Source organism: Micromonospora sp. CCTCC AA 2012012 (assembly GCF_040499845.1).
Lineage (GTDB): Bacteria > Actinomycetota > Actinomycetes > Mycobacteriales > Micromonosporaceae > Micromonospora > Micromonospora mangrovi.
In genome coordinates, this window is the sequence record NZ_CP159342.1 from 4067100 (window position 1) to 4080938 (window position 13839).

A 13839-nucleotide genomic window follows, 5' to 3' on the forward strand; every position below is an offset into this window, starting at 1 on the left:
CTAGGCCGCATGACCGCGAACAGCATTCCCGACATCCCGCTCAACGACGGCAACACCATCCCGCAGCTCGGCTTCGGCGTCTTCCAGATCGAGCCGAAGGACACCGCCGAGGCGGTGGGCCGCGCCCTGGAGATCGGCTACCGGCACATCGACACCGCCGAGATGTACGGCAACGAGGCCGAGGTCGGTCAGGCGGTGCGCACCTCCGGGCTGGACCGGGGTGACGTCTTCGTCACCAGCAAGCTGAACAACGGATTCCACCGCCCCGACGACGCCCGTGAGGCGTTCGAGTCGACGCTGCGGGAGCTGAAGTTCGACTACCTCGACCTGTTCCTGATCCACTGGCCGCTGCCCACCCTCTACGACGGCGACTTCGTATCCACCTGGAAGGTGCTGGAGGAGTTGCAGCGCGACGGCCGGATCCGGTCGATCGGCGTGTCCAACTTCCAGGTCGCGCACCTGGAGCGGCTGGCCGCCGAGGCGGACGTGGTGCCGGCGGTGAACCAGATCGAGGCGCACCCGTACTTCGGCAACGAGGAGGTGCGCGCGTACGACAAGGCGCACGACATCGCCACCGAGGCGTGGTCGCCGATCGCCCAGGGCAAGGTGCTCGACGACCCGACCCTGCTGGACATCGCCGAGCAGGTCGGCCGGACCCCGGCCCAGGTGACGCTGCGCTGGCACGTGCAGCGGGGCGACATCGTCTTCCCGAAGTCGACCACCCCGAAGCGGATCGAGGAGAACTTCCGGATCTTCGACTTCACGCTGGACGACACGCAGATGGAACGGATCACCGGGCTGAACAAGGGCGAGGCCGGTCGACAGGGGCCGAACCCGGACACCTTCGACTACGTACCGAGCTGAGCCGGCGCGACGACGGCGGGGGCCCGGCGCGCCGGGGCCCCGCCGTCGCGTAGGCGCGGATCCTGACATTCAGTAAAGTCAATCCGGAAGTCGTGAATACTGTTTCCAGTTACACCCTTGATATTCATCTACGTCTATCAATAGGCTGACCTGGTTCCCACTCGACCCCGACCCCCGGAGTGTGAGCCATGCGTCTGCCCAGGCTGTCCCGAATCCTCGCCACCCTCGCCGCCACCACGCTGGCGGCCCTCGGCGCCGTCGCCGTCGACTCGGCGCCGGCCTCCGCCGCCGTCCGCAACGTCTGCTACAACACCAGCCAGGCCGGGCCCTTCGCCACGTACGCGAACCAGGCCGCCGCGATCTGGAACAACTACACCAACAACATCAACATGGCCCAGTGCGGCTCGAACCTGATGATCTACTACACCTACGGCGGCGGCTCGTACGCCCAGGTCAGCAGCCTCGGCAACGGCCGGGTGGTCATCGACTACTACCAGGCCCAGCAGTACTCGCCGCTGCGGATCATGACCCACGAGATCGGGCACATCCTCGGCCTGCCGGACAACTACAACGGCAACTGCGCCATCCTGATGTCCGGCGGCAGTGCCGGCACCAGCTGCACCAACCCGTACCCGAGCAGCACCGAGGCCGCCCAGGTCGACCGGAACTTCGGCTTCGCCGCCCGCAGCGCGGCGACGCCGCGGGTCTTCACCGGCAGCTGGCCGGCCCCCGCGACGGTCGGCGCCCAGCGCTGACGCACCCCGGCCGGGGCCGGCAGCGATGCCGACCCCGGCCGGACCGTCGGCCCTTCTGTCGAGGTGCGCCGGCACCGGCGGGTCCCGAGGCGTGGACTTAGCGATTGATAAGGATGACTGCGTCTCCCTACCATCCGGACCATGCGTGCCCGCCGCGTCACCCTGAGCACCGCCGCCGCCGTACTGCTGAGCCTGGCCGCCGTCGGCGTGGCCCGCGCCGACGAGACCCCGGCGCTGACCACCCCCGGCGCACCCGCCGTGGTCAGCAACGAGCCGCACCGGCTGGTGCTCTCCTGGACCCCCGCCACCTGGCGTGACCCGGCCGTCCAGGACCCGATCACGTACGACGTGGTGTCCCCCGTCGGCACCAACGTCTATCGCGGCCTCGGTGCCAGCGACACCCCCGGCGTCGCCCTGACCGGTCTCGGCCCCGGCACCACCTACCGGATCGCCGTGCAGGCGTACGGCACCACCGGATACTCCGACCACTCCCCGGTGACCACGGTCCGCACCGCGTACGGCAGGGCGAAGGTCGACTACCTCAACCTGGACTGGTCCCCCACCGACAACCAGGCCCAGTTCGTCCTCCAGGTCACCAACACCGGCACCGCGCCGCTCGACCTCACCACCGTCCGGGTCCGCTACCACGTACGCCTCGAAGACGGCAGCACCTCGCTGGTCGCCGAGTGCGACTGGGCCGCGCTGGGCTGCGGCACCATTCGCCGTACGCTGCAGTTCTTTCCCGTCCCCGCGCCGCCGCCCGGCCCGACCCCGGGCCCCACGCCCACGGTCCACCCGATCCCCGGCACGCCCGTCCCCGGCTGGCTGGAACTCACCTTCACCACCGGCGTCCTCGCCCCCGGCGCCACCTCCGGCCCGATCCAGCTCCGCCTGCACCGCACGAACTGGGCGGCCATCGACGAACGGGACGACCCGAGCTGGCGGGCCGCCACCGGCGCCTGGACCGGGAACGACCACGTCACCCTCGACGTCGACGGCACCCGTGAGTACGGCGACCCGTGGTCCTGAGCCTGAATCCGGGCCTAGCCCCGCAACCAGCGGGTATGCGCGGCGCATGGGTAGCCACAAGCAGAACAAGCATGATCCCGGTGGCGAGTCGGCGCGGGCCGGCCGGCACCCCGGCAGCGGCGCGCGGGGCCGCCAAGGCGCGGAGGTCGAGCGGTCCCCGCAGCAGCGGCACCTGCGCGCGGCGACCGGGACATCCGGCACCGAACGCGACCACGGCAGAGGCAAGGTCGAAGGGTCGCAGCGGGTGCAGCGGCAGGGAAATCGCTGAGGTGGCCGCGTTCCTGCTGAAGTCGACCTACACGGTCGACGGGCTCGGCGGCCTGGTCCGCGACGGCGGCACGAAGCGCGCCGAGGTGGTCCGCGCCCTCATCGAGGACGCGGGTGGCCGGGTCGAGTCGATGTACTTCGCCTTCGCCGAGCAGGACACGTACGTCGTCTGCGACCTGCCCGACCACCGCACCGCCGCCGCCCTGGCCATCGCGATCGGGGCGGCCGGCGGCCTGCGGGTGCAGGTCACCCCGCTACTGACCCCCGCCGAGGTCGACGCCGCCACCCGGGAACGCACCGCCTACACACCCCCGGGCGACTGACCGTACCCACCACCACCCCCTGCGCCGCCTCGGTGGGCCACACCGGCAGGTCCAGCGCCTAGCGCAATGGCGCCGGTGGTGCAGCTGCTGCCAGCGCTACTCGCGAACCATCCAACCGCCGTCACGCGACGCCGCCGGCCGGTGAACCGCGCCGGTCCAATCCCCGCGTAGGTAGGACGCCGGACCCCGGTTGGCCACAACCAGCGCAGCACCGCGTCGCGCATGCCGATTCGGTCCAGCCAAGCGCGTAGGTTGCCGGGAGACAGGCACCGTTCCATCATCCCCACGTGCACGGGTCCGACCATCGACGGCCACCAGTCCACCCGGCTTCACGCACCGAGGTACGAGACCACTGCCGCAGGAAAGACCCGCGCTCGGTCGAGATCAGAGAGCCGACCGAGGACGTCGAGCACGTCGACGTAGTCGATGCTCAGAGCCTTACGGCGTACACCGGTCGAGCGCCGAAGACCGGCAACCTCGAGATTCACGATCTCGATTGGCCGATCGGGTTGCCGCTGGCGGCTCGGCGAACTCGTACAAGGGAGAATCACCACCTCCCGGCCCCGGCAGCCCAGGACCACAACGGGACGGATCTTGTACCGAACCCCGTCCTCGAAGGGCACTCTCGCCCAGACGAGCACCCCGGGGAGCAGACGGTTCCGCGCCACCGGGTGGACCGCCCACAGCTTCGACTCGCGATACTCCGTAGGGGATGCGACCCGCCATCGGCGTACGCCAACAGCGGAAAGCTGACGCTTCTGATGCCTAGTAAGCTTGTTCACGAGCGTAGTCCTTCTGCTAAGAACCCAAGCGGTCTGACACGAGCAGAATTATTACGCTATAAGCGTTGTTGAGTCAACGCCTGCGTCAAAACTACGCCGGAGGACGAGAGATGGACCAGCAACCAGGAGGCCTCGGTCGGGCCATCCAGGTCAGACGTGCCGAACTCGGCCTCAAGCGCAAGGAAGTCGCCGAACGCGCCCTGCTCAGTTACCCGTACCTGTCCGAGCTGGAGAACGGCTCCAAGATGCCGTCAGCCAAGGCGCTACGGCAACTCGCCGCAGCTCTCGAGCTGTCCCAGTCCGAACTCCTGCGGCGAGCCGACCACTCCCCTGCCCACGGAGCCTCGCATGACGACGCCGGAAGTAGCCGGCTCACTGAAGCGTCGGCCCTCAGCCCCAACCTGTCCGACGGAAGCGGCATCCGCGGTGACGCCATAGACCCGGACCAGTTGGGACGGCTGGCCGATGTGGTCGCGGCGACTGTACGGGCAGAGTTGTCCGCATGGGCTAGGACATCCCTGCCTGCGCTCATTCGGGAAGAGGTTCGCCGGGCCCTCGATGAGGAAGGCCGTGAGTATCGATGATCACCACTCGCGGGTTCGCGCTTGCCCCTTGGCAGACCGAAGCCGTAGAAGCCTGGGAGAAGGGTGATCCGGCAGGCGCGTACCGTGGGACGCTGGAGATCGTCACCGGCGGTGGAAAGACCCTCATCGCCCTGGCCTGCGCAGCTGTAGCGGCCGCCAAGGATCCGGCACTGCGAATCGCGGTCGTGGTCCCGACCGAAGCACTTGCCCGTCAGTGGCGGGTGGCCATTCAGCGGTATACCAGCCTGACAGCGGCCGAGATCGGTCTGCTCGGCGCCGGTAGGGACGATGGGTTCGACACCTGCCGGGCGATCGTCGCGGTACTGAACACGGCATCGAAGCGGCTGCCCTCCCTGGGGAGGACGGCTCAACCACTGATGCTCATTATCGATGAGTGCCACCGTGCCGGCGCGCCTAGCTTCGCCAAGGTCCTCGACACCAAGGCCGCTTACCGGCTCGGCCTGTCCGCCACACCTGACCGGGAAGAGCTCGACGCATCAGGTGAACTTCTCCGGTACGACGAACAGTTGGTAGGACAAGCCCTCGGCGCGGTCGTCTATCGTTTCACTCTCAGAGACGCACGACTGGCCGGATGGTTGCCGGACTACGACATCCATCATCACGGCATCCATCTGACGCCCGACGAGCAACGCCAGTACGACCAAATCAGCAGGCAGGTCGACGACCTCGCCGACGAACTGCAGAACCTCGGCTTTGAAGCGGGCCGAGTGCAGCAACTCCAGCGCCGCCAGGACGAGATCGGTCAGGTGGCCCGCAGGTACATGGCTGCGACGGCTCGCCGCAAGGACCTGCTGTATCGGGCCACGGATCGAAGCCGGGTGGCCAGAGAGATTCTGGCGCAGACCCTCGACGCAAGCCGAGCTCGACGGATTCTCCTCTTCCACGAACGGGTCAGCGAGGCCGTCGCGCTCTACGACAACCTGACCTCGTCGCTACCGGACGTCTCCATCTCACTCGAGCACTCCCGGCTCGGAGATCGCGCGAGGATTCACGCGCTGGAATCCTTCCGCACGGGTGCCACACAGGTCCTGGTTTCCGTGAAGTCGTTGGTCGAGGGGATCGACGTACCTGAAGCTGACGTGGGTGTCTCCGTGGCATCGACGTCGAGCGTGCGGCAACGCATCCAGGCGCTGGGACGGGTGTTGCGACGCCGATTCGACGATGACGCCCCTCGTAAACATGCCGACATGCATCTGATCTATGTCGCGAAGACTGTCGACGAGCAGATCTACACCAAGGAGGATTGGGCGGATCTCACCGGCGAGGGCTCCAATCGATACTGGTTCTGGCCGGCCGATCCCGCGTTACCGCCGCAGCAGATGCCCGGCCCGCCGGCTTCGCCGAGACCTACCGAGCAGCAGGAATGGGAACGGCTCGGACAGCGCCCTCCGGACAGGCCCGAAACCTGGAGGGGTTCCGTCACGGGTCAGGAGTATTCGGTGGACACACTCGGGACGGTCACGAACAGCGCGGGTGCCATCATGCGCAACCCACAGAACGTGGCAGCCATCGTCGAACTGGTCCGGGGCAGGCCGGGGGGACGATTCCGGGTGACACCGGAGCACCGGCTCGTTCTTGTCTGGGGCGAGAGCCGAGACGGTCTCGTGCCCTATGTCGCAGGCCAGTTGGCAGAGCCTTTCGAGCCGGAGACGGTCCCCCTGCACGACGATCACCCGGTGCCGGCAGTCGACACCAGCCGTTTGGAGCCCGGCACCCCGATCGCCGGCTCTCCCGACAAGGGCGGCGGCTCGTACCGACTCCGGCAAAAGCAGGGTGGAGTTATCGAGCGCCGGACAGCCGACGGGACCACCGAATTCGCGCTGGTGGACGGGGAGGCGCCTGCGGAGTTGGCGGCCAATGCCCGACAGGTGCTGGAGAACTGGCGTCAGCTGTTCGATCGGGGCATCGGCTTCTTTCTCAGCGAGCAAGGGCAGGCGTGGTACGTAGAGGGCGGTAAGAAGTTCCACCTGGCCCACGTTCCGGGCGGTTTCGCCTGGCCCGCCTGATCGCCCGCTCCACACTTCGCTCCACCGAGCAAAGGCGAATCGCGAGAGTGTCTCCGATCCGACAGTCGGGCAACAATCACAACAAGGCCTCCTAGTCTCATTCACGAGACTGCCGCCCGCCATACGACGGGCCGGTCGAGAATCCCACCCGATCCCAGTCAGGGACGCCGAGAGGTCTTGATGTTTACCTTTTATCCAGGACTGTGCCCCTCCAACGTGAACAAGGATGCCAAGTACTCGATCGTGCACAGTCCCAAGGGCGGCATGGAGGTACGACTGGTATACCGGATCAGCGCCCGAGAGAAGGAACTGCTCACCAACGATCGACACGAACGCCTCGTCGCGATGGTCAACGCTGTGAAGGAGAAGATCAACGGCGTTCCCGGCGGCGCCTTCTACATCAACGAATTCCACGACGTGCTGGTGCCGCACCCCGATGGCGGCTCCGTGTACGCCGGAACGTACGGGGACATTCTCGAGTTCGACTACGACGGGCAGATTGTCGGACCGGTTCCACCGTCCGATCTGGAGGCCGGCGCTGCCTGGCCCGGCCCCCACGCGGGCATCCCGTACGTACTGCGCGCCGGGGGAACGGACATCAAGTACGACCATGTCTCCGGCCGGCGGGTGCGCGAAGTTCGGCTCTCCGACGAGGTCGGTACCCAGCCCGCACGCCTGCTCGCGCGCCGTCTGGCAGCGTTCAAGGGTGACGCCGGCGGCCGGGTCTACATCAACGAGGCCTCCCACTTCTTCGCGCCTATCACCACCACTACGGGGACCAGCTACGTCTACCTCGGCGGCATCGACGACGACGCCTGGTTCGCGGCCCCGGACGTGCCGGGACGGGAGTAACACCGCCAGCGAGAACGCCCACCTCCCGGACCGCTCAGCGTAGCTGTGGAGGTGGGCGACCACCGCCCATACCCGCTGTCATCAGCCACGCCGCGGATCTGGTGCCGTAGGCGAATCACGCGGCGAAGTCCCGCCTGCCTGAAAGGGGTCCGCCAAAGTGAAGGGGGCGCCGCCCCGCTGGTACGGCTACGTCGCGCCGAGGTGGGCGAGCATCGTCTGGTTGGCGACCCAGCCGTCCGGGAACTTCACCGGCACGTCGAGGTGCACCCGGTCGGTCGACGGGTGCGCGTCCAGCAGCTCGCCGATGCCGGCCCGGGCCACCACGACGCAGGCGTGCCGGTGCCGCGACGCGAGCACGCAGAGCCGCCCCGACTCCAGGTGGAACGCGGTCGCGTCGCGCCGGCCGGAGAGCGGGTGCAGCACGATCGTCACGTCGTACTCCCGGCCCTGGAGCCGGTTGGCGGTGTCGACGGTGATGCCCGCCCCGGCCTCGCCGAGTCGCGCCCGGATGGCCGCGACCTGGTCGCGGTGCGCGGCACCGACGGCGATCCGGTCCGCCGTCACCGGCGCGCCCTGCGGGGCCTGCTCGGAGACGGCGACCGCGCCGCGCCGCAGCACCCGCAACGCCAGCTCCGCGCAGGCCGCGGCGGCCTCCGCATCGGTACGCACGGTGTGCCGGGCGGGCAGCTCGTAGAGCCCCCAGCCGGTGCGGGCGGCCACCTCGACGGCGGCGTCGACGGCGTCGCCCCGGCCCGGCTCGGTGAACGACAGCGCGCGGTCGGCGAGCCCGGTGCCGGCCCGGAACCCGGTGAACGGATAGAAGGCCGCCGCCACCACCGGCGCCGCCGTGGCGGGCAGCCGCCACGACACCGGCAACCGGTGTACGGGCAGGTCCGGGTTGTGCCGCAGCAGCACCGCCACCGCAGCCTGCATCGGATCCCAGGTCAGGCCCGTCCAGCGCACGGTCTCGACGGTGGAGAACGGGTCGAGCTGCCCGGGATCCCCCACGAAGAGCGCCCGTTCGAAGCGTCCGGCCACGCGCAGCAGGGCGTCCGAGCGCATCTGGTACGCCTCGTCGACGATCGCCCACGGCCAGCAGCCCTCGGCGACGGTGGCCCACTTCGCGGCCGTACCGATGATGACGGCCGACCCGCCGAGGTCGGTGACCTTCGCGGCGACCCGGACCGTCTCGTGGTCCTTCACCCGGTCGGACGGCCGGTAGTCGGCGGCGGAGAGCCGGCCGATGGACAGCTCGGGGGCCTTGCGGACGAGCCGGTCGATCAGGTCGTCGACCTGCTCGTTGGTCTGCGCGATGATGATCAGCGGCTCGCCGGCGGCGGCCAGCTCGACGGCGGCTCGGACCACGAGGGTGGACTTGCCGGCACCGGGCGGTGAGTCCACCACCACGCCCCGGTGGTCGCCGGAACGCAGGTCGGCCAGGACGGCCGTGATGACCTGTTCCGCCTCGACAGCGGGCGGCACGTCGAGCCCGAGCAATTGCGTCCCCTCCCACCAGGCACTGCGCAGCCTACTGGCCGGAGAGGGCATTCGGCGGGACGGCCCAACGGCACGCCAGACAGTAGAGTGACGGCTCAATTACTTATTGCGATGATTGGATCGATGTGGGTTTCTCCATTGAGCCGTGGCGCCTCTCGCACCAGCACCCTCGATCGACGTCGAACAGCAACTAGGCCGTGACGGGACCGGTCGGACGGCGGAAGCCGACCCTGATCATGCACTTCACCCACATCGAGAACCTCCCGGCGATTCTCGATGCCGGCCGCCTCTTCGCCGATGCTCTGGTCGGCCAGCGCCTGGCGACCAACGTCGGCGCCGTCGACATCAAGGCCAGCCGGCGAGTGAGGGCCGTACCTTGCCCGCCGGGTGGCTTCGTTGCTCAGTACGTGCCCTTCTACTTCGCCCCGCGCTCCCCGATGATGTACCGCATCGCCCGGGAGCATCAGCAGGGAAAGGTCGGGCGCTACCCGGGCGGCGACGACCCCCTGGTCTATCTGGTCAGCTCCGTGGAGCGGGTACACAAGGCGGATCTCGCGTGGGTGGCGAGCGACGGCAACTGCGCGGCGACCCTGACCCGCTTCTCTCCCCTACTCGATGATCTGGCGGATCTCGTCGACTGGCCGCTGCTACGGGAACGGGTCTGGCGGGACACCACGGAGGACCCGGACCGGGTGCGAAGGAGAGCGGCGGAGTTCCTGGTGCATCGCGAGTTCCCGCTCGATCTGCTGGTCGGCTACGCCGTACGGACGCCGGAACGGCGGGATCAGCTGAGGCGGGTGCTGGCCGACGCTGGCATCATCGACCAGTACGTTCGTGTCAGACCGGACTGGTACTACGGGTTCCAACGGGGGGAGGTGCAAGAATGATCATCGTTAGTCACGGAAATCTGCTGACCGCCGACGCCGAGGCCCTGGTCAACACCGTCAACACGGTGGGCGTGATGGGCAAGGGGATCGCTCTCCAGTTCAAGCGCGCCTTTCCCGCGAACTACGTGGCCTATCGGAATGCCTGTGCGGCTGAAGAGGTCCGGCTGGGCCGGATGTACGTTTTCGACTCCGGCCGACTCGGCCCCCGCCGCTATGTGATCAATTTCCCCACGAAGGGACACTGGCGGTCCGCGTCGAAGATGCCCGACATCCGGGCCGGTCTCACGGACCTCGTCAAGGTGGTCCGGGAGCGGAGCATCTCTTCCGTCGCGGTACCGGCCCTGGGATGCGGCAACGGCGGTCTCGACTGGGACGAGGTCAAGCCCCTCATCGAGCAGGCCTTCGTCGACCTTCCCGAGGTTCGCGTGCTGCTGTTCCCTCCGGAGGGTGCGCCTGCCCCGTCGGAGATGCCCGTGGCCACACCGAAGCCACCGCTGACCCCGGGGCGAGCCACCCTGCTGCGCACCATTGAGAGATACCTCGAACAGGCCCGGGCGCTGGAGCCGCGGGAGGGCATCACCTCGCTGGAGATCCAGAAGCTCGCCTATTTCCTGCAGACCTTCGGTGAGCCGTTACGCCTCTCCTTCGTGCGCGGACGCTACGGGCCCTACGCGGAGGGCCTCAACCACGTCCTCGATCTTCTCGAGGGGCATTACCTGGTGGGCTTCGGCGACCGAAGTGCACGGGTCGAGGAGTTGCGCCCCATTCACCTGACGGTGGGGACGAGCAAGGCGGTGTCCGCCTGGTTCGGCTCATCTCATCGACCCGTTCCGGCAACGGTCGACCGGCTGGCCGAGCTCGTGCGTGGGTTCGAGTCGCCGTACAGTCTCGAGCTGCTCGCGACCGTGCACTATGCGGCTCAGGCCGACCCACCGACGCACCAGCTGGATCAGCTGATCGAACGCGTCCAGGCATGGAGCGGGCGGAAGGCCCGCCTCTTCACGCCGTCACACGTGTCGACGGCATACGACCGGCTGAACGCCCATGGGCTCCTACCGACCGTGGCGACGTCTTCCACCTGAGGCGGCGGCAGGGGCGCCTGACAACGGTCGACCCGGTCAGCCGAGGGCGGGTGGGGCAGCCGTGTGGGCGGGGAAGCGTTCGTGGCCGAGTACGGCGAGCAGCCGCAGTTTCTCCTCGGCCTCGCTCCGCGGTGGCGCCGTGAGCACCAGCAGGGCCTGCGACTGGTCCTCGGTGAAGAGCACCTGGCAGTCGACCTCGATGGGGCCGAGTTCGGGGTGCAGGAGCGTCTTGTGGTCGGCGAAGCGCTGCGCGACCTCGTGCCGCTGCCACAGCTCGACGAACTCGGGACTGCGGCTGCGCAGGGCGCGCAGCAGCTCACCCGCGCGGGACTGCGGGCCCAACGAGGCGTACGCGGCGCGCAGGTTGGCGACCTGGGCGCGGCTCTGCCGCTCGCGGTCGTCCTGCGGGTAGCGCAGCCGCTCGGCCGGGTCGGTGAACCAGCGGTAGATCTCGCTGCGGGCGAGACCGGTGTGGTGGGACCGGTCGCCGAGCAGCGCTGCGGCCAGCCGGTTCTGCACCAGGGTCTCGCCGAGGTTGGACAGGATCAGCGCGGGGGTGTCGTCGAGCCGGTCCAGGACGCGCAGCAGCGCCGGGGCGACGTGGGTGGCCACCGCCACCGGGTCCGGGGCGGGGTGCCCGGCGACCCGGAACAGGTAGTCGCGTTCCTGGCCGGTGAGGCGCAACGCCCGGGCGAGCGCGGCGAGCAGTTGCGGGCTGGGCTGCGGGCCGCGCCGCTGTTCGAGGCGGGTGTAGTAGTCGGTCGACATGGCGGCGAGGGCGGCCACCTCCTCCCGCCGCAGGCCGGGCGCCCGGCGGCGCGCCCCCGGGGGCAGCCCGACGTCGCTCGGCTGCAACGCCTCCCGGCGGCGGCGCAGGAAGTCGGCGAGGGCGGCGCGGTCCATGCGCCCAGTATCCGCCGGCCCGGCGGGCCATCCAGGGATCGGCGATCCCCCGACAACCGATCCCTGCCCCCCACCCCGGGCGATCGGCCAAGCTCGGGGCATGGACATCTCGGGTAACACGATCTTCATCCCCGGCGCGACGAGCGGCATCGGCCTGGCCCTCGCGCTCGAACTGAAGGCCAGGGGCAACACGGTGATCATCGGCGGCCGGCGTACGGAGCTGCTGGAGAGTCTCGCCGCCGCGCAGCCGGGCCTCGACACGGTCACCATCGACACGGCGGACGCCGCCAGCATCAGGGCCGCGGCCGGGGAGGTGCTGGCGAGGCACCCAGATCTCAACGTGCTGGTCGCCATGGCCGGGATCATGCGGGTGGAGGACTGGCACCAGCCGGAGACGTTCCTCGCCGACGCCGAGGCGGTGGTGACGACCAACGTGCTCGGCCCGATCCGGCTGATCGCCGCCTTCGTCGAGCACCTGCGGTCCCGGCCAGCCGCGACGATCATGACCGTCTCCTCCGGGCTGGCCTTCGCCCCGCTGCGGGCGACTCCCAGCTACAACGCCTCCAAGGCGGCGATCCACCTGCTCAGCGAGTCGCTGCGGCTCCAGCTCGCCGACACCGGCGTACGGGTCGTGGAGCTGGTGCCGCCAGCGGTGCGGACCGGGTTGCTGCCCGGGCAGGAGGAGAGCGAGTTCGCCATGCCGTTGGACGACTTCGTGGCCGAGGTCGTCGGGCTGATCGAGTCGCAGCCCGACGCGCGGGAGATCCAGGTCGAGCGGGTGAAGTTCCTCCGGTACGGGGAGGCGCGCGGCGACTACGACCAGGTGGTGGCGACCCTCAACCAGGCCGACCCGCACGGCAAGTAGTCACCCCTACCGGCGGCACTCGGCGGCGTCCCGGGCCCGGGCCTGCTCGCTCTGCCATCTGCGCAGCGCGCCGCTGATCCGCCGGGTCTCGGCGCGCTGGTCGACGAGCTGGCGGGTCCGCTCGGCCAGTTCGAAAGTGAGCCGGTGCAGCAGGGCGTCCACGTCCTCCACCCGGTAGCCGCGCCGGGCCACCGGTAGCCGCAGCGCGGCGATCCGGTCGGGCGTGAGCGGCCCGGCCAGGGCGTGGCGGCTGCGGTGGACGGTCATCGCCACGGGACCCGGTCGGGCAGATGCAGCCGGTCGGCGGGGATCCCGGCGGCGAGCAGCCGCCGACGGGTGCCGGCCAGCATCGCGGGCGGGCCGCAGACGTACACCTGCTGGTCGGTCCAGTGGTCGAGGGCGACGGTGAGGGCGTCGCCCTGGTCGGCCGGCTCGGCGAAAATGTCGTGGGAGAACGCGGGCACGATCGTCAGCCAGTCGCGGGCTGCCTGGAGCTTGTCGAGGGTGACCGCGTCGTACAGGTCGGCGAAGGTGCGGGCGCCGACGACCAGGGTCACCCGGCGGCCGGTGGGGTCGGCGGCGACCTGCTCGACCAGGGCGCGCAGCGGGGCCAGCCCGGTGCCGCCGGCCACCAGCAGCAGGTCACCGCCGGTCACTCTCAGGCCGGTGTCGACGGGCGGGCCGAGGTGTAGCAGCTCGCCGGGGCGTACCTCATGCACGAGGGTGGTGGAGACGGACCCGGCGGGGACGGCGCGGACGTGCAGCTCCACGGTGCCGTCGGGGCGCGGCGCGTTCGCCGGGCAGAGCCAACGCCACCGGCCGGGCCGGCGCGGCGTGCAGACCGGCACCGCCTGACCGGGTCGGAACGGCAGCCGCCGCCAGGGACGTACGGTGAGGATGGCGACGCCGTCGGCGGCCCGATCGTGGTCGACCACCTCGGCCGGCCACCAGGCCGGGCCGTCACCCACCCGCGCCGCGGCCTCCTCCACCTCCCGCCACCCGGAGGCGCAGCCCAGCACGGTCAGCAGCGCCGACCGCTCCGGGGGGTCGTCCGTCGCGGCGAGCCGGCGCAGCGCGGCCACCGACTCTGTCAACGACGCAAAGCCCTGGGCTACAGCCAGG

Annotated in this window: 15 protein-coding genes; 11 read left to right on the forward strand and 4 right to left on the reverse strand. The window is 69.7% G+C overall.

What is annotated here, in order from left to right; translation table 11 throughout:
- Positions 1 to 9 precede the first annotated feature (9 nt).
- The 8 genes from ABUL08_RS17850 to ABUL08_RS17885 all read left to right on the forward strand — a co-directional run bounded on the left by ABUL08_RS17850 (position 10) and on the right by ABUL08_RS17885 (position 7483).
- A complete protein-coding gene (locus ABUL08_RS17850) occupies positions 10 to 864 on the forward strand; it encodes an aldo/keto reductase (protein ID WP_350931051.1) in 855 nt (284 codons plus the stop codon).
- Positions 865 to 1052: 188 nt separating this feature from the next.
- The gene (locus ABUL08_RS17855; protein WP_350931052.1) at positions 1053 to 1619 is read left to right on the forward strand and encodes a snapalysin family zinc-dependent metalloprotease; all 567 of its coding nucleotides are present in this window, start codon (positions 1053 to 1055) and stop codon (positions 1617 to 1619) included.
- Between the two features lie 141 nt (positions 1620 to 1760).
- The gene (locus ABUL08_RS17860) at positions 1761 to 2648 is read left to right on the forward strand and encodes a cellulose binding domain-containing protein (protein ID WP_350931053.1); all 888 of its coding nucleotides are present in this window, start codon (positions 1761 to 1763) and stop codon (positions 2646 to 2648) included.
- A gap of 46 nt (positions 2649 to 2694) precedes the next feature.
- Positions 2695 to 2916, forward strand: coding sequence for a hypothetical protein (locus ABUL08_RS17865; protein WP_350931054.1), 222 nt, complete (start codon positions 2695 to 2697; stop codon positions 2914 to 2916).
- A gap of 1 nt (position 2917) precedes the next feature.
- On the forward strand, positions 2918 to 3238 hold the full coding sequence (locus tag ABUL08_RS17870) for a GYD domain-containing protein (RefSeq protein WP_350931055.1): 321 nt from the start codon (positions 2918 to 2920) through the stop codon (positions 3236 to 3238).
- Positions 3239 to 4130: 892 nt separating this feature from the next.
- A complete protein-coding gene (locus ABUL08_RS17875) occupies positions 4131 to 4604 on the forward strand; it encodes a helix-turn-helix domain-containing protein (RefSeq protein WP_350931056.1) in 474 nt (157 codons plus the stop codon).
- Entirely contained in the window at positions 4601 to 6631 is a 2031-nt protein-coding gene (locus tag ABUL08_RS17880; RefSeq protein WP_350931057.1) for a DEAD/DEAH box helicase, read from the forward strand. The genes ABUL08_RS17875 and ABUL08_RS17880 overlap by 4 nt, the downstream gene beginning before the upstream one ends.
- 216 nt (positions 6632 to 6847) lie before the next feature.
- On the forward strand, positions 6848 to 7483 hold the full coding sequence (locus ABUL08_RS17885; RefSeq protein ID WP_350931058.1) for a hypothetical protein: 636 nt from the start codon (positions 6848 to 6850) through the stop codon (positions 7481 to 7483).
- Between the two features lie 186 nt (positions 7484 to 7669).
- On the opposite strand, the gene ABUL08_RS17890 is transcribed toward ABUL08_RS17885, so the two are convergent.
- Entirely contained in the window at positions 7670 to 8980 is a 1311-nt protein-coding gene (locus tag ABUL08_RS17890) for an AAA domain-containing protein (RefSeq protein WP_350931059.1), read from the reverse strand.
- Between the two features lie 236 nt (positions 8981 to 9216).
- On the opposite strand from ABUL08_RS17890, the gene darT reads away from it, so the two are divergent.
- Together darT and darG are read left to right on the forward strand one after the other, a co-directional pair.
- Positions 9217 to 9867, forward strand: coding sequence for a type II toxin-antitoxin system toxin DNA ADP-ribosyl transferase DarT (gene darT / locus ABUL08_RS17895; protein ID WP_350931060.1), 651 nt, complete (start codon positions 9217 to 9219; stop codon positions 9865 to 9867).
- On the forward strand, positions 9864 to 10949 hold the full coding sequence (gene darG, locus ABUL08_RS17900) for a type II toxin-antitoxin system antitoxin DNA ADP-ribosyl glycohydrolase DarG (protein ID WP_350931061.1): 1086 nt from the start codon (positions 9864 to 9866) through the stop codon (positions 10947 to 10949). Before darT ends, darG begins: the two co-directional genes overlap by 4 nt.
- Before the next feature lie 36 nt (positions 10950 to 10985).
- Here the strand turns inward: darG and ABUL08_RS17905 are convergent, their stop codons facing one another.
- Complete coding sequence (locus tag ABUL08_RS17905; RefSeq protein ID WP_350931063.1) at positions 10986 to 11852, reverse strand: helix-turn-helix transcriptional regulator; 867 nt, start codon at positions 11850 to 11852, stop codon at positions 10986 to 10988.
- Between the two features lie 100 nt (positions 11853 to 11952).
- Here ABUL08_RS17905 and ABUL08_RS17910 point away from each other — a divergent pair, with 100 nt between their 5' ends.
- Positions 11953 to 12717 (forward strand): SDR family oxidoreductase, encoded by a 765-nt coding sequence (locus ABUL08_RS17910; RefSeq protein WP_350931064.1) that lies wholly within the window; start codon positions 11953 to 11955, stop codon positions 12715 to 12717.
- 6 nt (positions 12718 to 12723) lie between these two features.
- Here ABUL08_RS17910 and ABUL08_RS17915 read toward each other — a convergent pair whose 3' ends face one another.
- Positions 12724 to 12984 (reverse strand): DivIVA domain-containing protein, encoded by a 261-nt coding sequence (locus ABUL08_RS17915; protein WP_350931065.1) that lies wholly within the window; start codon positions 12982 to 12984, stop codon positions 12724 to 12726.
- Positions 12981 to 13811 (reverse strand): FAD-binding oxidoreductase, encoded by an 831-nt coding sequence (locus tag ABUL08_RS17920; RefSeq protein WP_350931066.1) that lies wholly within the window; start codon positions 13809 to 13811, stop codon positions 12981 to 12983. The genes ABUL08_RS17915 and ABUL08_RS17920 overlap by 4 nt, the downstream gene beginning before the upstream one ends.
- Positions 13812 to 13839 lie beyond the last annotated feature (28 nt).